16 protein-coding genes are annotated in these 21,515 nt (G+C 44.4%); 9 read left to right on the forward strand and 7 right to left on the reverse strand.

What is annotated here, in order from left to right:
- Positions 1–126 precede the first annotated feature (126 nt).
- Positions 127–1,554: an NAD-dependent succinate-semialdehyde dehydrogenase gene (locus ACED59_RS00880; RefSeq protein WP_017097739.1), complete on the forward strand. Its 1,428-nt coding sequence runs from the start codon at positions 127–129 to the stop codon at positions 1,552–1,554.
- A gap of 211 nt (positions 1,555–1,765) precedes the next feature.
- Here ACED59_RS00880 and ACED59_RS00885 read toward each other — a convergent pair whose 3' ends face one another.
- The gene (locus ACED59_RS00885) at positions 1,766–3,949 is read right to left on the reverse strand and encodes a malate synthase G (protein ID WP_017097740.1); all 2,184 of its coding nucleotides are present in this window, start codon (positions 3,947–3,949) and stop codon (positions 1,766–1,768) included.
- Positions 3,950–4,123: 174 nt separating this feature from the next.
- On the reverse strand, positions 4,124–5,077 hold the full coding sequence (locus ACED59_RS00890) for a LysR family transcriptional regulator (RefSeq protein ID WP_017077357.1): 954 nt from the start codon (positions 5,075–5,077) through the stop codon (positions 4,124–4,126).
- Between the two features lie 141 nt (positions 5,078–5,218).
- Between ACED59_RS00890 and ACED59_RS00895 the strand changes: the two genes are divergently transcribed.
- Positions 5,219–6,817 carry an isocitrate lyase gene (locus ACED59_RS00895; RefSeq protein ID WP_017097741.1) on the forward strand — a complete coding sequence of 533 codons (1,599 nt, stop codon included), beginning with the start codon at positions 5,219–5,221 and terminating at the stop codon, positions 6,815–6,817.
- A 212-nt stretch (positions 6,818–7,029) separates the two neighbouring features.
- Positions 7,030–7,623: a hypothetical protein gene (locus ACED59_RS00900; RefSeq protein WP_032499336.1), complete on the forward strand. Its 594-nt coding sequence runs from the start codon at positions 7,030–7,032 to the stop codon at positions 7,621–7,623.
- 125 nt (positions 7,624–7,748) lie between these two features.
- On the opposite strand, the gene ACED59_RS00905 is transcribed toward ACED59_RS00900, so the two are convergent.
- Positions 7,749–8,141: a cystatin domain-containing protein gene (locus ACED59_RS00905; protein WP_009845784.1), complete on the reverse strand. Its 393-nt coding sequence runs from the start codon at positions 8,139–8,141 to the stop codon at positions 7,749–7,751.
- Positions 8,142–8,557: 416 nt separating this feature from the next.
- Between ACED59_RS00905 and luxM the strand changes: the two genes are divergently transcribed.
- On the forward strand, positions 8,558–9,745 hold the full coding sequence (gene luxM, locus ACED59_RS00910) for an acyl-homoserine-lactone synthase LuxM (RefSeq protein ID WP_371704849.1): 1,188 nt from the start codon (positions 8,558–8,560) through the stop codon (positions 9,743–9,745).
- Positions 9,742–12,399 carry a response regulator gene (locus tag ACED59_RS00915; RefSeq protein ID WP_032499780.1) on the forward strand — a complete coding sequence of 886 codons (2,658 nt, stop codon included), beginning with the start codon at positions 9,742–9,744 and terminating at the stop codon, positions 12,397–12,399. Before luxM ends, ACED59_RS00915 begins: the two co-directional genes overlap by 4 nt.
- A gap of 43 nt (positions 12,400–12,442) precedes the next feature.
- Here the strand turns inward: ACED59_RS00915 and ACED59_RS00920 are convergent, their stop codons facing one another.
- Positions 12,443–13,369, reverse strand: coding sequence for a LysR family transcriptional regulator (locus ACED59_RS00920; RefSeq protein WP_017097745.1), 927 nt, complete (start codon positions 13,367–13,369; stop codon positions 12,443–12,445).
- A gap of 130 nt (positions 13,370–13,499) precedes the next feature.
- Between ACED59_RS00920 and ACED59_RS00925 the strand changes: the two genes are divergently transcribed.
- Together ACED59_RS00925 and ACED59_RS00930 are read left to right on the forward strand one after the other, a co-directional pair.
- Positions 13,500–14,288, forward strand: a complete 789-nt coding sequence (locus tag ACED59_RS00925) for a hypothetical protein (RefSeq protein WP_017091728.1) — start codon at positions 13,500–13,502, stop codon at positions 14,286–14,288.
- A gap of 106 nt (positions 14,289–14,394) precedes the next feature.
- Entirely contained in the window at positions 14,395–15,906 is a 1,512-nt protein-coding gene (locus ACED59_RS00930) for a DUF1214 domain-containing protein (protein ID WP_017097746.1), read from the forward strand.
- 138 nt (positions 15,907–16,044) lie between these two features.
- Here the strand turns inward: ACED59_RS00930 and ACED59_RS00935 are convergent, their stop codons facing one another.
- Both ACED59_RS00935 and kduD read right to left on the reverse strand, forming a co-directional pair.
- Complete coding sequence (locus tag ACED59_RS00935; protein ID WP_017077348.1) at positions 16,045–16,683, reverse strand: RpiB/LacA/LacB family sugar-phosphate isomerase; 639 nt, start codon at positions 16,681–16,683, stop codon at positions 16,045–16,047.
- Between the two features lie 63 nt (positions 16,684–16,746).
- The gene (kduD, locus tag ACED59_RS00940) at positions 16,747–17,508 is read right to left on the reverse strand and encodes a 2-dehydro-3-deoxy-D-gluconate 5-dehydrogenase KduD (protein ID WP_017077347.1); all 762 of its coding nucleotides are present in this window, start codon (positions 17,506–17,508) and stop codon (positions 16,747–16,749) included.
- A 318-nt stretch (positions 17,509–17,826) separates the two neighbouring features.
- Here kduD and ACED59_RS00945 point away from each other — a divergent pair, with 318 nt between their 5' ends.
- Together ACED59_RS00945 and ACED59_RS00950 are read left to right on the forward strand one after the other, a co-directional pair.
- Positions 17,827–19,158, forward strand: coding sequence for an MFS transporter (locus ACED59_RS00945; RefSeq protein WP_017097747.1), 1,332 nt, complete (start codon positions 17,827–17,829; stop codon positions 19,156–19,158).
- 185 nt (positions 19,159–19,343) lie between these two features.
- Positions 19,344–20,225: a DMT family transporter gene (locus ACED59_RS00950; RefSeq protein WP_017097748.1), complete on the forward strand. Its 882-nt coding sequence runs from the start codon at positions 19,344–19,346 to the stop codon at positions 20,223–20,225.
- Here the strand turns inward: ACED59_RS00950 and ACED59_RS00955 are convergent.
- A complete protein-coding gene (locus ACED59_RS00955; RefSeq protein ID WP_017097749.1) occupies positions 20,212–21,402 on the reverse strand; it encodes a GGDEF domain-containing protein in 1,191 nt (396 codons plus the stop codon). The genes ACED59_RS00950 and ACED59_RS00955 overlap by 14 nt on opposite strands.
- Positions 21,403–21,515: the final 113 nt, after the last annotated feature.

A 21,515-nucleotide genomic window follows, 5' to 3' on the forward strand; every position in this document is an offset into this window, starting at 1 on the left:
AACTAACGAGCTAACGAGCTAACGACCACTATCTTCGACCAATCAACGGTTGGTCGAAGTCATTTGAACACTCGCCAACCCGCATATAAGCAACACGTCTAAAGTAATCACAACAAAGGAATCACGATGCTAAACATTAAGAACCAGCACTTACTCTCTTTTATGGTGACAGAAGCGAACAACGCAGTTGCAGTCACAAATCCAGCGACAGGTGAACTCGTCGGACACGCACCTATTTCATCACAAGCAGAGTTAGCAAACGCGATTGAACGTGCTCATGTTGCACAGAAAGAGTGGGCCAAGGTTCCAGCTAAATCTCGTGCTGCATCACTGCACCGTTGGCACCAACTGATCCTTGAAAACAAAGAAGATCTGGCTCGAATCATGACGATTGAGCAGGGTAAACCGTTAGCAGAAGCGACAGGCGAAGTCGTGTATGGCGCGAGCTTTATTGAGTGGTTTGCAGAAGAAGCCAAACGTACTTATGGTGATTCTATTCCTAGCACAGTCGCTGGCAAACGCTTGGTGACCATCAAGCAGCCTATTGGAGTCGCGTGTGCAATTACGCCATGGAACTTCCCTATTGCAATGATCACTCGTAAGGCCGCTCCTGCCCTTGCTGCTGGCTGTAGTTTTATTGTGAAGCCCTCAGATGAAACGCCGCTTTCTGCATTTGCTGTGGTTGAATTGGCTTACCAAGCGGGCATTCCTAAAGATCTACTCCAAGTCGTACTTGGCGACAGCCCTGAACAGATTGGCGAGCTTTTCACATCACACCCACTGATCAAAAAGATCTCTTTTACTGGTTCGACTCGAGTCGGCAGTATCTTGATGGCTCAAGCGGCAAAAGGCATTAAGCGTACCTCAATGGAACTGGGTGGCAATGCACCGTTTATCGTGTTTGACGATGCGGATATCGACGCTGCAGTTCAAGGCGCAATGGCGTCGAAATTCCGTAATGCGGGACAAACATGTGTCTGTGCAAACCGTTTCTATGTTCACAGTAAAGTATACGATGAGTTCGTGGCTAAATTCGATCAAGCGGTTCAGCAGCTTAAGATTGGTAACGGCTTAGATGAGGGTGTCACCATTGGTCCTGTTGTCAGTCAGAATGCGAAGAACAACATCCAAGCATTAATAGACAGAGCGGTAGAACAAGGCGCGACACCTGTGACGCCAACTCAAGAGCTTGATGGGCTTTTCCTTCAACCTGTCATTCTTAAAAATGTGAAACACAGCATGGACATTGTTCAGCAAGAGATCTTTGGTCCTGTCGCTCCTGTGATGCAATTCGAGACAGACGAAGAGCTTATTGAGATGGCAAACGACACCATTTATGGATTAGCGTCGTACTTCTACAGTCAGAACATTCATCGAGTATGGAACATCGCAGAGGCACTTGAGTACGGTATGGTCGGTATTAATGATGGTCTCATCTCAACCGAGGTCGCGCCGTTCGGCGGTGTTAAGCAATCAGGTATTGGCCGTGAAGGCGCAAAAGAAGGCATCGATGAATACATGGACATTAAGTATCTTTGCTTTGGCGGAAAATAAGGTTGGTAGTAACTAGGTTTCGGCAGTGATTAGGGCTCAGAAATAATTAAGTTTTAGTGATCACTAACCTACCCCACTCCCCACCTTTCTCACCACAAAAATGAATCAAAAAAAGCCGCGCTATAAAAGCGCGGCACCTTGGGCTCGGTTAAAGGGGGTTTCTTTTTTTTTAGTATTTTACATTCTCTGTTTTTGTTATTGGGTTGCTTCTCTATCCCTGCGCTTTCAGTTTTAGACGCATAGCATGCAGCACTGGCTCGGTGTAACCACTAGGTTGAGCGCAGCCTTCGAATACCAACTGACACGCTGCTGAAAATGCGATGCTGTTTTCAAAGTCAGGTGCCATATTACGGTAGCTCGGGTCGCTAGCGTTTTGCTCGTCAACTACTGCGGCCATGCGCTTCATGGTTTTCATTACTTGGGCTTCATTACAAATCCCATGACGTAACCAGTTCGCAATGTGTTGGCTCGAAATACGCAGCGTAGCGCGGTCTTCCATCAAACCTACATCGTTAATATCTGGCACCTTAGAACACCCGACGCCTTGGTCAATCCAACGCACTACGTAACCAAGAATACCTTGCGTATTGTTGTCCAATTCGTTTTGGATATCTTGAGCTGTCAGCTTTTGATTACCTAATAGCGGAATAGTCAGAATATCATCAACGTTCGCTCTCACACGCTCGCGAAGCTCTTTCTGGCGGCTTGGTACACTCACCTTGTGATAGTGCAAGGCATGCAAAGTCGCGGCAGTTGGAGAAGGAACCCAAGCAGTATTTGCGCCCGCTTGTGGGTGTCCGATTTTCGCGTCCATCATCTTCGCCATATTGTCTGGCTCTGGCCACATACCTTTACCAATCTGGGCTTTACCTTGCAGGCCACAAGCTAAGCCAAGATCAACGTTCTGATCTTCGTATGCGCCAATCCAAGTCATGGTTTTCAGCTGTGTTTTAGGAGCGAATGGTCCCGCTTCCATACTGGTGTGAATCTCATCACCCGTTCGGTCTAAGAAACCTGTGTTGATGAACACAACACGATCTTTAGCCGCTCGAATACATTCTTTAAGGTTAACCGAAGTACGACGCTCTTCGTCCATGATGCCAACTTTGATCGTGAATCGATCTAGCCCTAATGCATCTTCAATGCGACCAAACAGCTCATTGGTGAACGCGACTTCTTCAGGACCATGCATCTTAGGTTTAACAATATTGATGCTGTTCGCGGTCGAGTTTTGGTAAGCACTGTTCCCTTTTAAATCGTGCATTGCGATTAGCGAAGTGACCATGCCATCCATAATTCCTTCAGGGACTTCGTTACCGTCTGCATCAATAATGGCAGGGTTGGTCATCAGGTGGCCCACATTGCGTATGAACAACATGCTGCGACCTTTCAGCGAGATCTCACCGCCCGTCACGCTAGTGTATTGGCGGTCTGGATTAAGGTTACGAACGATGGTTTTGCCGTTTTTCTCTAGCGACTCTTGTAAGTCACCTTTCATCAAGCCTAACCAGTTACGGTAAGCCAACGCTTTATCTTCACCATCGACCGCAGCTACTGAGTCTTCGCAATCCATAATCGTAGTCAGTGCCGATTCCACCAGCACATCTTTAATACCAGCCACATCAACGCTGCCAATTGGTGCGCTTGGGTCAATTTGAATTTCAATATGTAGATTGTTGTGCTTAAGCAGAATACTTGAAGGGGCACTCGCATCACCTTGATAACCAATGAACTGGTTGCGATCAATCAGAGTGACTTCTTCGCCGTTGTCTAAGGTCGCTGTCAGTGTATTGCCAATACTGACGTTGCTGATGCTGTATTTAGTCACGTCTTTATGGGAAACACCGTTTAACGGTGCAGCATCATCAAGGAAACCTCGAGCGTAGCTCACTACTTTAGCGCCACGAACCGGGTTAAAGCTTCCACCCTTTTCGGCACCATCACTTTCACTGATGACATCGGTTCCGTAGAGCGCATCGTATAAACTGCCCCAACGCGCATTAGCTGCGTTAAGTGCAAAACGTGCATTCATAATAGGTACAACAAGCTGCGGACCCGCTTGTGTTGCAATTTCAGGCTCAACGCTGGCGGTCGTTACTTGAAAGTCATCGCCCTCAGGAACTAGGTAGCCAATCTGCTGTAAGAACTGTTTGTACTCGGCCGCATCTAGCGTTTGTCCCGCACGCTCTTGGTGCCAAACGTCAATTTGATGTTGAAGATCTTCACGCTTGATAAGCAGTGCGCGGTTCTTGGGAGCCAAGTCTTCAAGGATAGTTGCAAATGATTGCCAAAAGTCTTCAGCGACAATGCCTGTTCCAGGAATTACCTGCTCATTAATTAATTGGTAGAGGGTGCTATCAATGTTCAAGCTTCCCTGTTGAATACGACTGCTCATAAAATCTCTCTCAAACTAACTGATGACTACTCATTAAATCTACGTAACTGGCTTAAATTCACGTTACTAGCTCAAATTTACGTTACTAGATTAAACTTACGCAACGGACATAAATTTAGCTAATTTATGCCAGTTATACTGGATATTCACAAAAAAAATACCCTACAAACCGTGTTATTCCGTAACGCCACTCTCGATTTCATTAGCGACACTTTTAATCAAGCGACGCATCCACTGATGGTCGGGATTGGTTTGCAACAATGGACTCCATGCCATCTTCACCTCAAAGGGTTCAATCGCAAATGGCGCAGGCTTGATCAACAATCTAGGGTTATTGCGCTGCAGTTGAGCCGCTTTGGTTGGAATGGTCAGGATCAGATTCTTTTGTTGTGCGAAGAGAATCGCCGACAAATAGTGTCGAGTAAACACCGTGATATTGCGCGTTTTACCAATGCGCATTAATGCTTCATCTATCCAACCTAGCTTTTGCGCTTCGCTTGGGTTGATCCCAACTCCGGTTCCCATTCCAGTCTTACTTACCCAGATATGCTGCGCCTTTAGATAAGACAAAATATCGAAGTTGTCGGCTATTGGGTTATCACAACTAAATAGGCAAGAAAACCCGTCGTGCCAAAGGCTCATCTGGTGGAACGACTGTGGAATATCGTCAAATCGATTGATAATTATATCAACGGTACCTTGCTCTACATCCTGATAACTCACGTCACTTGGCGTCATGATATCCAGTCGTATTTTCGGCGCGATCTCGCTTAACCTTTTCAGAAGAGGTTGAATAATGGTCGACTCAGCATAGTCACTTGCCATGATACGAAACACGCGTTCACTGTCTTCTGCATTAAATTCCGTGGTCGGCTGCAGTGTCTTCTCTACATTAACCAAAATGTTTCGAATCAGTGGCTGCAACTTATGTGCTCGTTCGGTCGGTATCATCCCTTCACTGGTTCTCACTAACAGCGGATCTTCAAAAAGATCACGCAATCGGCGTAGGCCATTACTCATGGCTGGCTGAGTAATACCCAGTTGATTTGCTGCACGCGTTACGTTTCTTTCACGTAGCAACATGTCTAAATACACAAGTAAATTAAGGTCTACACGAGCAATATTCATAAGAAAAATGCCGAACATAATAACTATAAATTAACAAAATTATCACACACATGGTTATTCTTTGTCCATGGTTAGATTTAATCCAAATCAAATGACCTCGCCAAGTTGGCCAACATGTCCACGTGAAACTAAGGAATAGTTATGTCGCAAATTACACAAGATATCGAAAAGATTGAAGTTGCAAAAAGCGCTGCTGGTGCTCCATGGGATGCAATTAACCCTGAATCTGCAGCCCGTATGCGAGCTCAAAACAAATTCAAAACAGGTCTGGATATTGCGCAATACACGGCAGATATTATGCGTGCAGACATGGCGGCTTACGACGAAGATAGCTCTCAATACACTCAGTCTCTGGGTTGCTGGCATGGTTTCATCGGCCAACAAAAGCTGATTTCGATTAAAAAGCACTTTGATGGCAAGACAGACCGTCGTTACCTATACCTTTCAGGTTGGATGGTCGCGGCACTTCGCTCTGACTTCGGTCCACTTCCAGACCAATCAATGCATGAGAAAACCTCAGTTGCAGGCCTAGTAGAAGAGCTATACACCTTCCTACGCCAAGCGGATGCTCGTGAACTAGGTGGCTTGTTCCGTCAGCTAGACGCAGCACGTGAAGCGGGTGATGTGAATCTACAAGACCAAATCCAAGACAAAATCGACAACCACGTAACACACGTAGTACCAATCATTGCGGATATCGATGCAGGTTTCGGTAACGCAGAAGCGACTTACCTAATGGCTAAGCAAATGATTGAAGCGGGTGCATGTTGTCTACAAATCGAAAACCAAGTAGCCGATGAGAAGCAATGTGGTCACCAAGACGGCAAAGTAACGGTTCCTCATGCTGACTTCCACGCAAAACTTCGCGCACTTCGTTACGCTTTCCTTGAACTAGGCATCGACAACGGCATCATTGTTGCTCGTACCGATTCACAAGGTGCTGGCCTAACAAAAGAAATCGCGGTAGTGAAAGAACCTGGCGACCAAGGTGATATCTACAACTCATACCTAGACGTTGAAGAGATTGATGTTGCAGATATGGCTGAAGGTGATGTTTGCTTCAATCGTGACGGCAAGCTAGTTCGTCCTAAGCGTCTGCCTTCAGGCTTATACCAATTCCGCGAAGGTACTGGTGAAGACCGCTGTGTATTCGACTGTATTGAAGCAATCAACGCGGGTGCTGACCTTCTTTGGATTGAGACTGAGAAACCACACATCGGTCAAATCAAAGAGATGATGGACGGCGTACGTGAAGTTCACCCTAATGCGAAACTGGTTTACAACAACTCTCCATCATTCAACTGGACATTAAACTTCCGCCAACAAGCATACGATGCAATGGCAGCAGCAGGTAAAGATGTATCAGCTTACGACCGTGCAAGCCTAATGAGTGCGGAATACGATGAAACTGAACTGTCTGCAAGCGCTGACGAGAAGATTCGTACATTCCAAGCAGACGCATCTCGCGAAGCGGGTATCTTCCACCACTTGATTACTCTGCCGACTTACCACACAGCAGCACTGTCTACCGACAACCTTGCAAAAGAATACTTCGGTGACCAAGGCATGTTGGGCTACGTTGCTAATGTTCAACGTAAAGAGATTCGCCAAGGTATCGCATGTGTTAAACACCAAAACATGTCTGGTTCAGACATGGGTGATGACCACAAAGAATACTTTGCTGGTGAAAATGCACTAAAAGCAGCGGGTGAAGCGAATACGTCTAATCAATTTGATTAATCGCTAACGCTAAAGCCTCCCCCGCCCTTCTCTCTTACTTAGGTAAGATCCGGGGGAAGGCTTTGAGATAAAGCTACTACTGCCAGCTTTATCTCAAAGCCTCAGATTTGTGTTCCACACCACGGTTAACCGAACAACTTCTGTTTAAGCTAACTGTATACATATTTGTTCAGATTCCTATTTGTTGAGATTCTTATTTTTTGAGAGTGCCTATGACTTCAATACCGACACACCTACAAGATGCAAAAACACTGTTATCAGAAAATGGTTTCGCAACGGGTGATACTTGGTATCACGGCACATCTTCAGCTTTACTCGCGTCTATTCAAGGTCAAGGGCTAAAGCGCTCTGGAGACAAAGCGCTCAATGAAGCCGCTTCAAAAACCATGGCGACCATCGGTAACAACTACACCGAATCGGTTGAACCAGTGTTTCTCACCCAAAGTAAAGAACTGGCGTATTACTGGGCTCAGCAAACCATTCGCGAGCGCAGCACTCGTTTTGAGGGTGAAGAGCGCCCTATCGTATTAGCAGTCAATCTATCTGAAAAACAACAAGCCAAAGTAAGGCCTGACGTTGGCGCAATGAGCCTATTAATGATGAGTGTTGGCGAGCAATTCATGGCTCACTTAACTGAGATCTATCAAAAGAACAACATCGCAGGCCCAAGCATCGAACTGCGCACTGCGGATCGTATGGATTATCTCAATAAACTTGGAATGGCCTACATTGATGAAGACATCAGTCGTGCTTGCGTGCAAGAGCTTTATGAACCAGAGCTGTCAGAGCCGGAACTGACCAGTTAATCAGGTTCATTACGTAAGCACTATTCAGAATAAAAAATGGCTCCTAAGTAGGAGCCATTTTTTATGTGCGAAGTTATTCACATGCTAGTTAATCAATAGACCAGTAAATTTATGGACCAGTTGATCTATGGACACAGACGACCTTGCTGTGCAGGTTGCGTCATTTCAATGTCACCTTGTAGTGAGCGATACACAACGGTATTCCACACTTCACCATTATCCATTTCAAACTCAATAGCGTAATTCAAACCCGCGACAACCTGAGTTCGCACACTCAGAATCTGCTTTAGCTCAGCTGAAGTGTTCATTTGGCCAAGAACTGCATTTAAAGCTTGCTTAGCTTGTGGTGTGATAGCGCTTTGCGACCAACCACCTGTCAGGTTTTTAGTGCTACAGATCGGATTCGTATTCTCTTGTGATTGAACTGGAACCTCAGATTTCTGACTGCATCCTGCTAACACAGCGACACTAAACAAGGTTGCTACTCCAAGTAATGATGTTAATCGTACTTTCTTCATAAATTCTCTCTACCTCTGTCATTCACGAGGCGTTACCCGCAATGATGTTTCATATGCAGACAAGCTTAAACCTCGAATGTCATCACTTCATCAGAAATTATGTTGTAACTAATCTGTAAATACAGAGCACTGTCAGAAAACCAAAGCCGGACAATAAGCAGACAAGTAAGTATTTGAGAATACACTAATTTAGGGGTTCATGAATTGATTGAAAAATGGCGAAACCATGTTGTTTAGGATTAGTACAAGTAGTAAACTCCCACTTTAAATGCAGCTTGTTTTTGAGAAACTAAACGCACAAAAAGTTAGGGCAACTTTATAAAGTAACTACTCTCAAACATCAGCCATAGATACATCTCTCATAAACGGGTACAAGTCACATAAAAATAATTAGATAAACTTAGGCGGTTCACTACATGGAATTAATGTCGTCTTTAGGTTCACTGTTGGCTAGCAGCCTGCCTATCGAAAAAAAACAACACGCACTGGTTGAACTCGTACTCCACACTTATCAACCACAACAGCGCACAGCTCTTTTCAAAACCGTGACAGAATATCGTCGAAACCAATTAGAATTGCTTTTCCCTGAACATCAAGCAAAAAGCGACTCAGTAATGTTTGAAGTGATGGACTACCGCGATCTGATTCAGCGCTATCCAAATACCTTATCCACAGAGGTTGCTCTCTTAGAGGAAGCTGTAGGGCAATGCTATATACATTGGTTGGACTTTTGGTGTGAATGTGAAATTTCCGCAATCAAAGCAAAATTACCATTAAGCACCCATGCCCTTTATCCTATGGATCTACCCATTAAAGATAGTGCTTACTATGGTGTGATCATTGACCAAATAGAAAATAGTCAACTCATAGTACAAACGCCAACTCGCCCTCAAGGACTACCAATCAGCGATGCTATTGCTTTAAGCAACCTTGAGGTTTTTATTAAAGGTGAGAAGTGGTATGAGATGATACCTTTACTCCACTTATCACAAACAGGTAAGCACTTTATTCTACTCAAACACCCAACAGATGAAGCCTTTCCAACCCTAGTCTCTTCAGCCCTAATTCAAGATTGGTCAAAATATGAAACTTGGCTAAGCTACGCCCCCCCTTTCTGTAACGACAAATGGAAGTACAGTTTATCCAGACGTGGCTATGAAGGACTTGCAGAGCTACATATTTTTACTCCGCCGGCCCTATCAAAGTGTGACTCTATTCCAGAGTTCGATAGTAAGTTCCAATTACAATTAGCCGAAATGCAAGCTGTATGTGAAATTCTACGCCTAACCGTGAGTGGAAATATTCAACAAAAAGTCTACTTCCTTTATCTTGCTCAAAAAGAGATGCTCAACTTGTTACATCAAGCGGGCTATAAAATTGGTTTCACCATTATAGATCAACCTTTGATACTCGATTTTTACAAGGCTATCGAACCACAAGCATACTTGCCGCTAGGGTCTTGTGACTTGAACGAAACGAACTTACTGACTTACCGCGGGTTATGGAATATTGAACTGATGTTGAAGGCATTCAATCATGTCAACTTTCGAGACTATAGACGGTGCCTCCGTGAAAATAAAAATACAGCGTGGCAAATAATATGAAGACGTTTGATCTTGGGCTAGAGGCGATATTCTATGCTAAAGCCATCACTCTGCTTGCAACGGTCGCTGTTGTTGTAATGTGGCTGTTCTACTATTGTTATCGCCTTAAACAAAAGAACGAAGCGATAGTGGGGACACACCATGTACCTTACATCGCATATTCCATCTGTATTATTACGTGGATCAGCAGTAATGCCTACTTCCACACTGGCTTGTTGCCAGGACTTGGCACCACAGCAGCCATATTCGCAGCAAAGTTGGCCAACCTCAGCTCTTTCCTTGCTTTTGCCTTTGCGTATTACTTCTCGTGTCAGCTCGCAGCCGAAAACCGCAGTGGTAAAATCCATAGGTGGCAACAAACTATTCTCGCGAGCATGACGGGCTACTCTTTCTATATCAATTTGACCCCAGGGTTAACGGTAGAAGATGTCACCATTACGGCTCCAAGCCAATTCGTGATCGAGTTTGGCCCGCATACACCCTACTTTTTCATTGGGGTTATCAGCTTGATTGCCCTTACACTGACTAATCTAGTGACCATGCGTGCCAATAGCAGCAAACTAACATTAGCCAAAACCAACTACATGATTACAGGTATCTTGGTATTCATGCTATCTACAGCAACGATTCACATTGGCGTTGCCTATTTCCTACGTGATTTCTCGCTCACCTGGCTCCCCCCAGCGTTGTCGCTCAGTGAGATGTTGTTTGTAGGCTATGCTCTGCTGACCTCTCGCTTCTACAGTTTTAAATACCTTACATACATAAGCCTTAATGTGCTGCTGGTGTGTGCAATTTTAGTGATACCTTTTTGTACGGTATTTATTCCCCTAACCGACGGTAACCAATGGCTATTAGCGATACCCATCTGCGCGATTATCGGCATTACATGGAGTCCAATCTACAAACGTGTAAGTCCTTACTCCTCATTGCTTGTCTATAGAAACAAAAAGACACCGGTACAACAGATACTCGCATTAGAAGAAGGCTTTAAGTTGTCGATTGACGATGCCATGCGTCGTTTAGGTCGCCAACTGCAAATCCCAGAAGATAAGCTTCGACTAGTTAACAGTAATTACAACGAAACCTTCTACGAAGATTACCTATCTAGCAAAGAGTCCGTTCTAGTGTTCGATGAGCTTTCTGAAGAGCTAGATGATACTGCGCTCGCTAAACGGTCGCTAAAAGCACTTTATGACAAGATGAGTTCGAACAACACCGCGTTGGTAATGCCACTATTCGGACACAAAAAATCAGTCACACACTTGCTAGTATCATCGCACAAAAGCAACAATCGTATGTTCTCTAATGAAGAAATCTCTGCACTGCAAACCTTGTTAACGCGTGTACAAAGCACCATCGAAGCCGATAGACGAATTCGCCAAAGTCGTGCTCTTGCTAACTCGATCGCTCATGAGATGCGTAACCCACTCGCTCAAGTGCAACTGCATTTTGAGGTGTTAAAGCAGCACATTGATAATCAAGCACCAACTCAACAAATCTTGACTGACATTGAGAATGGCCAAGCAGCGATTCAACGCGGGCGGCAACTGATTGATATCATCTTACGAGAAGTCAGTGACAGCTCGCCTGAGCATGGACCAATCACCATGACATCTATCCACAAGGCCGTGGACCAAGCCGTCAGCCACTATGGCTTTGAGAACGAGAAGATCATTGAGCGAATTCGTTTACCACAACACGCTGATTTTGTGGCAAAACTAAATGAAACTCTATTCAACTTCGTCATTTTCAATCTGATACGCAATGCAATCTATTACTTTGATTCTTACCCAGACAGCCAAATTGAGATCAGCACCAAAACAGGATCTTACGAGAACGTTCTCACATTTCGTGATACCGGCCCCGGCATTGACGAAGCCATTGTTCATAAGGTCTTTGATGACTTTTTCTCTTTCCAAAAAAGCGGTGGTAGCGGCTTAGGACTGGGTTATTGCCAACGAGTGATGCGCTCATTTGGTGGCAGAGTGGAATGCCATTCCAAACTTGGTGAATTTACTGAGTTTCACCTGTACTTCCCTATTGTACCCAATGCTCCAAAAGCGGAGACGCTGCGTACGCCTTATTTCAACGGTTGGAAACACAACCAATCGACGGAAGATAAAGCCGAAGCTGATGTAAAACCAGAGAGCCAAACTCCAAGCGGTGATATAGAACCTGAACCGGCAAGTACGCTAACAGAAAGTAAGCAAACAGAACGCACGCAAGCAGAAAATCAACCAGCATCAAGCCATCTTGCACCGACGGTACTTATTGTTGATGACAAAGAAGTGCAACGCACGCTTGTTCAGATGTACCTGAGCCGACTTGGCGTAAATAGCTTGCAAGCTAAAAACGGGGAAAATGCTGTCGAGCTGTTCAGATCACACAAAGTTGATTTGATCTTAATGGACGTACAAATGCCGATAATGAATGGCTTTGACGCAAGCCAGATCATCAAGGCGCGCTCACCTCAAACACCAATTATTGCTTTGTCTGGTGAATCAGGACAACGAGAGCTAGACATGATCAGAAAACTGATGGACGGTCGCCTAGAGAAGCCAACCTCTTTGAACGCACTGCAACACCTACTGGACAACTGGCTAGAGAAAGGCTGGGCGCCAAACGCTTCTAAAGAAACAGAAAATGAATAGCTGACTACGGTTAAGTGAATCAATTAAAAAAAACGATTAGAACTCACTGATGGTTGGCCTCAATCATCGCTGTTTCGATCAAATCCAGTAACCACTTGTATTTGGCAGAATGTTGGTTTTTCTTATGAAGATAGGCAAATACCTCCATTTTCTCTGCATCTTCTTCTAATCCTTCAATCACAATCGAGCGTAATACTCCCTTGTGCTGTTCGATCACCGGAGGCATGCAGGGTGCGATCATGTTGGTATGCTTAATCGTTTCTATTAACCCAACAACTGACGTCGTTCGAAGCGCCATATTAATCGATTTACCTTGGCTTAAAACTTCTTCTTCCAATCGCGAGTGTTTGTTTTGATCGAAGTAAGCAAGGTCAACATGCGCAAATGGAAAGGACAACAAATCATCAATCTGTGCTACATCCTCTTTAAAAGGATGGTCGACTCTTACTGCCAATACAAATTTTAGGGTCACGAGAGGCACAGCAATGATCTCGGCGGGCAGGTTTTCAGCTTCAAAGTGAATAACAAAATCAATCTCGTCACTCTTAAGTCTTTCCAGTGAATCTTGGGAGCTAGTATGACTAATCAACCTCGAAAGTGGACTTTCATCTGAGAGTTGATGAAACAGAGAGGGTGTTAACCAAGGCAAAAGGTGCGGGTTCGCCTCTATCTTAAAATCTTCGCTTAGTTCGGCAGGAGTAAACTGTTTACCCTCTTCTATCGCCGTGACCAACCCGTCCAATAGTGGAAATACACGTCGATACAGTTCATCAGAATAAGGCGTCGGGAGAAACTGCTTATTGGACAAAACAAATAGCTCTTCACCTAATGATTCCTTAAGCTTTTTGACGCTTTGGCTTACCGCTGGTGTCGAGACAAACAGCTTTTCAGCTGCTTTGCGCAAGCTTTTTTCCTGATATACCACCACAAACACTTTCAATAAGTTCAAATCGACATTATTCAGTTTCATACCCAAACCATAAACCAATACTTAACGAATAGTTAAGTTTATATGAATTAACTTAACGATGTCCACTTTGTATAGTTACCTCACCTTCACGCAGTACACGGATGTAGTGAGATAAATTTATGAGGCATCTATGTTATTACAACGTTCAATCCTTTCTCTAACTCCTTTGTTTCTGGTGAGTGTCGCTTTCGCGGAAGAAGCCGAAATTCAAGATATGTCAGATCCGTTAGCCGTCTATACACAAGGTGGCTTCGGTTACACAGACAAAGGCTTAAACCTGAAAATCGGGCAAACCTATGACACTGGTAGCGATACGACCATGGGTATGAATGTCTTCGAAGTCAAAGGCATCGCTGGTGAAGCCATTGGTTGGAATAACCGAGGCGCAGATGACAGTATCGATTCGATTCGTTTCAGAAACTTCGGCGTAGACTTAACCAATGGTCGAGGCACACAAGTCGATATGTCTTGGGATTTCGATAGTAATCAAGGTAGTGCGTCATACAGCTTTATACAGGCTCTTCCACAAATGGGCATGTTTAACTTCTATCCGCTTGCGGGTGTTGGTGTTGCTGCAGGTGAGGAGTTGGTTGAAGGCTCTGGAGGCAACCTCGACGCGGATCAACTTCGTGATCGCTACAACATGCACGGTACTTTCTACGTGGCGGGTATGTACGCAAAAATGCAACTTACCGACAAGATTTGGTTGAACTATAACCCTATGTATTTAGGCACGATGTCTGGTTCATCAACGTTCAAAGATTATGGATTCGAGGGCAGTGATTCTGTACTCGCACATGAGTTTGCTGCGAGCTACCAGATTAACCCAAGGGCGAACGTTCGTTATTTTGCAAACTGGACAGAAAACACCAGTATCGAAGACGGTGATCACCGCATCGAATTTAACTATCAGTTTTAAGCAGTCACTTTCTGTTTGGATGAGCTCTTTCAGTTTGAACCAATGATTTCGGTTCAACGAGCCATTCCCGTTTTGACGAATAATTTTGAGTTTTTGAGGACACATTATGAATATGATATCTAAAGCCTTTGTCGGTAGTTTCACTTGCCCATTACGCTCAGCTGCCATGCTAGTTTCTGTAACAGCCTTGTTTTCAGCCACAGCGATAGCAGGCAACGGTGATGCGACAGAAACGATCCAAACGCGAGCAGGTGACTTTACTTTCGAAACCGACTTTCTTCATGGCATTCCAACACAAGAAAGCTCAGCAAAACTGTTCGAACTGATGGACTATCAACGCGCGTCACAAGCTTACATTTGGTCCGTGCCTTTGGTGTCAAACTACGCATGGAAACAAGCCTATGCCGACATGGGTGCAGAGGATGGTCAAATTACTTATGTTGAGTCTCATGAATCTAAGCTAGGAGGTTTAACTTACAATACCTCTACGCCTTACGCGATTACTTGGTTTAACGTAGAGAAAGAGCCCGTTATTGTAGAAATCCCCACAAATGAACTGCGCGGCGCAGTACACACTATGTGGCAAATCGGTATTTCTCAGATGACTGAGCCGGGCGTCTACGTGGTAAAAGCCAAAGGTTCTGAAACGCCGAGTAACCTGCCAAAAGGCGCAAAAGTATTTGAGTCTGATACCAATAATGTTTTCTTGGGTGTTCGCTTAATGGCTAAGTCAGATCAGCAACGTATGAAAGACTTAGAAGCATTAAAAATTACTGACCTTAACGGCAAGCCGCTCAGTAGCAAAGGCGTGAACTTCCCTGAACGTGGTGACGATGCTAAGCACCCACGTGGTATGGCATTTTGGGATACGTTGAATGAAGCGATCCAAGCCGAACCTGTGGCAGAGCGCGACCGCATAATGCACGACATGTTACGCCCACTAGGTATTGAAAAAGGCAAAGCATTTACCCCATCAGCTCAGCAGCGTGACATCTTAGAACAAGCTGTAATCATGGGGGAAGCTATGGTTAAGAATATCGATTTCAACAAAACAGAACGTCTACCACATGCGGCTTACGGTAAAGAAGGGAATTCGTGGGAAATCGCAACGGCTTCAACACCAAACCAAGACCGTCACTATGGTATGGACCTCGATGGACGTGCAGCTTGGTTTTATGAAGCCGTCACTAACGACATTGCAATGCACGGTTTTGAAAATGGCGGTTGGGGACAGATCTACCTAGACAACTACCGTGACGACAATGGCAAAGGGCTAAATGGCAGTAACCACTATACTTTGACGCTAGATGGAGATGTAAATTTCGCCGATTTGTTCTGGACAATTACTGTCTACAACGTAGAGAACCGCGCCATCATCGACAACGATATTGAACGTGCCGACGTGGGTTCAAACATCGAAGGAACGGTCAAAGACGCACAAGGTAATTACACCTTCCACTTCTCGCCAACTAAGCCAGCAGGTGTGAATGAAGCGAATTGGGTGCAAACTCGAGAAGACGAAAACTGGTTTGTTTACTTCCGCGCCTACTCACCAAGTAAAGCATTTGTAGCGCAGCAGCCTGAAACCTTGTTGCCTAACTTTAAACGTGTGGACTGATCATCTAGAGCGAATCACAGATCATTTATCTATGCGTCTAAAAACTAACAGGCTCATAGAGCAAAAGAAAAGAGGAGCCTCAGAGCTCCTCTTTTTCTTTTCTATCTTCACTAATAACCGGGTAAGACCTTGATAGGTTTAATCTAAAAGTGAACGAACGTAGTCTGCAATGTCTGGGTTTTGGCAATGATCAAACAAGCATTGTTGGAAACGCTCACTGCCAACCGCTGTTTTCACGAGCTCTTGGTCGATTGCTCTTAGAGAATCAATAAAGTTATCTTTTACCACCGCCGCTTTCACTTCATTCAAAATTGCTGCGTTACGTTGCTGTGGTTCTGCACGTTCTAGTGGATACCCATTACCACGCTCGCCTGTGAACGCTTTTTCAAAGATATAACGAATGTTGAGTTCACCTGCCCAGCCAAAGCCTTTAGCAAAAGCGAGAGCGAGAGCATTACCGTTATTGATTTGGTTAAACAAGAAAGCATCTGATGGCTCTAGGCAGTAACCACAAACCACACCCGGATGCAGGTTCAATGACATCAAAGCACCTTGCCCTGTTCCACATCCCGTCACAACAAAGTCCACAGCCTTTGAGTTAATGAGAATACTCGCCATGATACCTAAGTGGATATACGTTAAGTGGTGATCATTCTCGTCGGTCATACCTAGATTAAAAACATCATGACCAATGCCACCCGCCACTGACTCTAGCTCAGCTGCAACCATGGCATTTTTACCTGCCTGACTGTTTTCCATCATTAGTGCGATTTTCATTTATGTTCTCCTGCAAGATTGCTGCAAATTTAAAATTCTTAACCGTGTTTGTTACAAGGTCAGTTAACGAGCTAACCAACCACCATCAACAGCAATGGTATAGCCGTTAATGTAATCCGATGCTGATGAGGCTAAGAACACACAAGGACCTGCGATATCTTGCGGTTTACCCCAACGTTCAGCCGGAATACGCTCAAGAATCGCTTGATTGCGCACAGCATCTTCACGCAGAGCTTGAGTATTGTTCGTTTCCATATAACCGGGTGCTATCGCATTCACATTGATATTGTCGCGCGCCCATTCGTTCGCCATCGCACGTGTCACTCCCATCACAGCACTTTTTGAAGCCGTATAGGAAGGAACTCGAATGCCACCTTGGAATGAGAGCATCGATGCAATATTAATGATCTTTCCGCCAGTGCCTTGAGCCTTAAACTGCTTTGCAACAGCCTGAGACATAAAGAACACAGTCTTAGTGTTCACGTTCATTACGTCATCCCAATCTTGCTCTGAGAACTCAATAGCATCTTGGCGGCGAATAATTCCTGCATTGTTCACGAGAATGTCGACTTGGCCAAACTCAGCCAAAGTGCGCTCTATAACCTCTGGAATACACGCTTGATCGAGAAGATCAGCACTCACGTTTAGGAACGAATGACCTGCTGCACTCATTTTCTCAATAGTCTCTTCAGGTTCTGTTCGGTTAACACCGACAACCTTACAACCAGCTTCCGCTAGGCCTAATGCAATACCTTGCCCAAGCCCCGTGTTGCAGCCAGTCACTATCGCTACTTTACCTTCCAGACTGAATGACTCTAAGATCATGCTCGCTTCCTCAATTACATTGGATTCATTGCGTATCATTACTACCAATAATTAAATAATACAATAAGATGTAAATGCGAGGGCGACGTTGTAGAAGTTCGATCTTGCACCAAAATCAGTCAAGCAAGTTGAAACGAGCACCACAAACTAAATGAATGGGAGAAGTGATTTGAAGAAGAGAAGCCTATAACCCACCATGAACCATGAACTCGAAGATCACGTAAATCAGATATTTTAGGGATTTGGCAACAATTCCATGATTTAAAAGAGTAAAAGGGTTATACATAATGATGTGTTATCTAAAATACTGAAATTATCATGACGCTCAAAGAGATCCTTAACATTCCCAATGTCCGCTACTTCTTAATGTTTCGAAGCAGCTACTTTGCGCGTTTTTACTACCCTATATTCACCCTACTCTATTTAGATTACGGGCTAACTCTTTCTCAATTCGCGATGCTTAATGTAGTTTGGGCAGCCACCATTGTGCTTGCTGAGGTGCCGTCGGGCGCGTTCGCTGATACCTTAGGCCGCAAGAAACTAGTGGTGCTGTCTTCGATCGTGATGTTTGTTGAGATCGCCATGATAGCGCTAGTGCCAACCGGAAACCCCGACTTGGTGTTCATTGTCTTTCTGATTAACCGGATACTCAGTGGCTTAGCAATGGCACTGGCCAGCGGCGCCGACGAGGCATTGGCTTACGACACCTTAAAAGAACAAGGCAATGAAGAGTTGTGGCCGCGAGTGCTGCAAATCCAGCTTCGTGTCGCCTCAACCGTCGGTATCTTTGTCACATTGATTGGTGCGGCGATGTACGATGTAAACTTCATGGCGAACATCTTTGATTTCCTTGGATTAGCCGAGCCAGAAAGCACTAAAGATCTGATGCGTATTCCTGTGTTCGCCACCCTATTTGTTGCGATGATCGCTATCTATGCAGCGATTAATATGCGCGAAGAGAAAAAGGTGATGCCAAGTGACCAAACCAAATTGGCAACCACCATCTCAAGTCTTAAATTGACGATCGATGCGGGTAAGTGGGTATTTGCTACGCCTTACGTGCTGTTCATCTTGCTCTACTACAGCCTATTCGAACACACCTCACGCATGTTCCTAACCATGAACAGCCAATACTATCTGGCCATTGATATTCCAATTATCTACTTTGGTTTTATTGGTGCGGGTATCAGCTTGCTTAAGATTATATTGGCAGGACAAAGCCGTAGGCTAGCAGAAAGCATGGAGGCTAAAACCTTCATTGTAGTTATGGGATTGGCAAGCATGGCAACTTATTACTGGATCAGTTTAGGTTGGTCGATTTACGGAGTCATTCCGGCACTGGTATTAATCTTTATCATCATGACGATGAACATTTTCATCAGCTACCACCTGAATAAAAAGACCGAATCACACAACAGAGCCACGGTTCTCAGCTTTAAAGGGCTGATGTTTAACCTCGGATACGGCCTGATCGGTATCTTGTACGCTTACTACTATAAGTTGGTGTCTCAGGGCTACACCGAACAAGAGATAGAACAGAACCTTGCCTTCTTGGCCTCACTGTCTTCGTTTTTCTATTACTTCACCTTACTGTTCATTACGATCAGCGCACTGTTCTATTTCAAGAACCGAAAAGAGCCAATTTTTTGAGGCGGCTAGCTATATTGTGTTGAAGTTCAACGAGCTAACTCTTCAAAGGTTAGCTCGCACAAAGTTCTGATTTACCCAAATAGACTATCGCCTGAAAATGGACGCTCAATAAACAAACAAGCCCCTTCTTCTATTGGTTAAATTTGTTAATATAATCATAATTTTATATAACACACGGAAGCGTCATGTCATTTAGTTGGATAGCCTTTACTCTTCTCGCAGCCTTCAGCCAATCTTGGCGCAATGCCTTTCAAAGCAAGTTAAGTGGCACCATGAGTGTTGCTGGTGTGACGCTGGCGCGTTTTATCTGGGCAGGCCCAATCGCCTTAATTTATCTGTGCGCCCTCTATCAATGGAAGCCAGTATCCACACCTGATTTTTCGGGTGAGTTTGTTTTCTACATTATTGCAGCAGCCATTATGCAGATCCTCGCGACGGGCTTAATGGTGATGTTATTTAAGCTCGAAAACTATGCGATCGGAGCAGGCTTAGCTAAGTGTGAAGCCCCCGTATCTGCTGTGCTATCCGTATTGTTTTTTGGTACTGCTTTAACACTAACAGGTTGGGTCGGCGTGCTTATCGGAACATTAGGCGTACTAATCATGAGTAGTTCTTCTGGTTGGCGAAGCTTGTCTCCGAAAGTATTTTTGTTAGGTATGGCGTGTAGTACCGCTTTTGCTTTAACGTCTCTTTGGGTACGTGAAGCTAGCTTGAGCATAGGGCTTCCCTTCCCCCATAGCGCTGCTTGGGTGCTGTTTCTGGTGATAACTCTTCAGACATGCATTATCTGTACGTATCTCTTTTTCAGAGAGCGAGACACGCTGCGCCAGATATTCAAGAAATCTAAACTGGTCATCATGACAAGCTTAGCGAGTGTTATCGGTTCTCTGGGTTGGTTTAGCGCAATGTCACTTCAAGCCGTGCCGTACGTAAAGACACTCGGGCAAGTCGAAGTGGTCTTCATGGTGTTGATATCCTATTTCTGGTTAGGGCAAAGCATCGCGCGCAAAGACATTCTTGCGCTCATCTTGCTTTCTATCGCAGCGGTATTGGTTATGTGGCAGTGACGAGCTCGTTAATATGACTAGGACAAATTGAAGTCATATTGCGACCGTTTGTTTTCGCTTGATATAACGCTTTGTCGGCTCGGCTAATAAAACCATTCCAACTCTCATGTGGGTGAAGCTGAGCAACACCAAAACTCGACGTCAGAAACATCTCATTTCCTTGCACTGCTGAGATCTCTGAAATAGACAATCGCAGCTTACAAGCAGTAGCCTGTGCTTGTAGGAAATTAACATTAGGCAATAAAATCATTATCTCGTCTCCGCCAAAACGAAACGCACTGGCTTTGGGCGATGTTTTTATCGCACTTTGAACCATTTCAGCAAAAGACTTGATCACGAGGTCACCTACAATGTGTCCGTGTTGGTCATTGATCGACTTAAAATTATCAATATCCATCATAATGGCACTGACAGGCGCAGTCTCCGCCTGCTTCATGATAACTGGAACCATCTCATCTAATGCTCTGCGGTTTCCCAGTACCGTTAGAGGATCGCTGTAGGAGAGTTCGTGAATAGAACTAAGCAACCTTGCGTTAATCAGCCAAAGCATTGTAAAGCTCATCGACACAATAAGAACGATACTCACTAAAAAGGCAAGTTGATGAATGAGCGTGGCCGCCATGAAATCCTGGAGCTCAGCGGAAAATAGTGTCACCACAACTCGAAAAACCATAAACCCGCCATATATCGTAAATGACAAGGCCATCATCCGAATACCTAGAGTCAAGTCATCACGCCGGCCCTTTAATACCGCAAAGGCAGTGCAAAGAGTCACAAAAGCCAGATATAAACTAATGAGGATAATTCGAGCCTTGATGGAAGGCTCATAGAACGTGAAGTAAATAAAACATGGCAAAAGAGCCAACATCATTAGACTACTGAGGTAGGTGCATTTGAGAGAGTATTCTCGAAACAGACATAAGCTATACAAGGCGAGATGAAAACCAAGCGCAATGACCATATTGGCACCAATAACGGTGACCCAATCAGGGAACTCCCCTCTTAGGCTCAACATCAACGGCCCAGTTCCGATAACAAATATTGAAATGGAAAAGATTGAAAGCCCTTTAATGGACTGTTGAGTGAATTGAAATAACAACAAGCCAATACAGTAAATGAAAGAGAACAAAATAATAATAAAATTAAGTGTTCTCATATCCAGCGAAAAACCATCCATGATTTTCTATCTTCCATACGCAAACCAAATCACAACATGGTTAATAATCATACAAGCCAAAGAAACATTCACTATATGAATCTTTATATTTTATAAAATAAGGGATAGATCAC

Origin of the sequence: Vibrio sp. FF266 (assembly GCF_041439695.1) — a bacterium.
Lineage (GTDB): Bacteria > Pseudomonadota > Gammaproteobacteria > Enterobacterales > Vibrionaceae > Vibrio > Vibrio tasmaniensis_A.

What these genes read in the sequence shown, in the direction of transcription:
- ACED59_RS00880 (WP_017097739.1), top strand. Translation starts at nt 127, where the DNA reads ATGCTAAACATTAAGAACCAGCACTTACTCTCTTTTATGGTGACAGAA.
- ACED59_RS00885 (WP_017097740.1), bottom strand. Translation starts at nt 3,949, where the DNA reads ATGAGCAGTCGTATTCAACAGGGAAGCTTGAACATTGATAGCACCCTC.
- ACED59_RS00890 (WP_017077357.1), bottom strand. Translation starts at nt 5,077, where the DNA reads ATGAATATTGCTCGTGTAGACCTTAATTTACTTGTGTATTTAGACATG.
- ACED59_RS00895 (WP_017097741.1), top strand. Translation starts at nt 5,219, where the DNA reads ATGTCGCAAATTACACAAGATATCGAAAAGATTGAAGTTGCAAAAAGC.
- ACED59_RS00900 (WP_032499336.1), top strand. Translation starts at nt 7,030, where the DNA reads ATGACTTCAATACCGACACACCTACAAGATGCAAAAACACTGTTATCA.
- ACED59_RS00905 (WP_009845784.1), bottom strand. Translation starts at nt 8,141, where the DNA reads ATGAAGAAAGTACGATTAACATCATTACTTGGAGTAGCAACCTTGTTT.
- luxM (WP_371704849.1), top strand. Translation starts at nt 8,558, where the DNA reads ATGGAATTAATGTCGTCTTTAGGTTCACTGTTGGCTAGCAGCCTGCCT.
- ACED59_RS00915 (WP_032499780.1), top strand. Translation starts at nt 9,742, where the DNA reads ATGAAGACGTTTGATCTTGGGCTAGAGGCGATATTCTATGCTAAAGCC.
- ACED59_RS00920 (WP_017097745.1), bottom strand. Translation starts at nt 13,369, where the DNA reads ATGAAACTGAATAATGTCGATTTGAACTTATTGAAAGTGTTTGTGGTG.
- ACED59_RS00925 (WP_017091728.1), top strand. Translation starts at nt 13,500, where the DNA reads ATGTTATTACAACGTTCAATCCTTTCTCTAACTCCTTTGTTTCTGGTG.
- ACED59_RS00930 (WP_017097746.1), top strand. Translation starts at nt 14,395, where the DNA reads ATGAATATGATATCTAAAGCCTTTGTCGGTAGTTTCACTTGCCCATTA.
- ACED59_RS00935 (WP_017077348.1), bottom strand. Translation starts at nt 16,683, where the DNA reads ATGAAAATCGCACTAATGATGGAAAACAGTCAGGCAGGTAAAAATGCC.
- kduD (WP_017077347.1), bottom strand. Translation starts at nt 17,508, where the DNA reads ATGATCTTAGAGTCATTCAGTCTGGAAGGTAAAGTAGCGATAGTGACT.
- ACED59_RS00945 (WP_017097747.1), top strand. Translation starts at nt 17,827, where the DNA reads ATGACGCTCAAAGAGATCCTTAACATTCCCAATGTCCGCTACTTCTTA.
- ACED59_RS00950 (WP_017097748.1), top strand. Translation starts at nt 19,344, where the DNA reads ATGTCATTTAGTTGGATAGCCTTTACTCTTCTCGCAGCCTTCAGCCAA.
- ACED59_RS00955 (WP_017097749.1), bottom strand. Translation starts at nt 21,402, where the DNA reads ATGGATGGTTTTTCGCTGGATATGAGAACACTTAATTTTATTATTATT.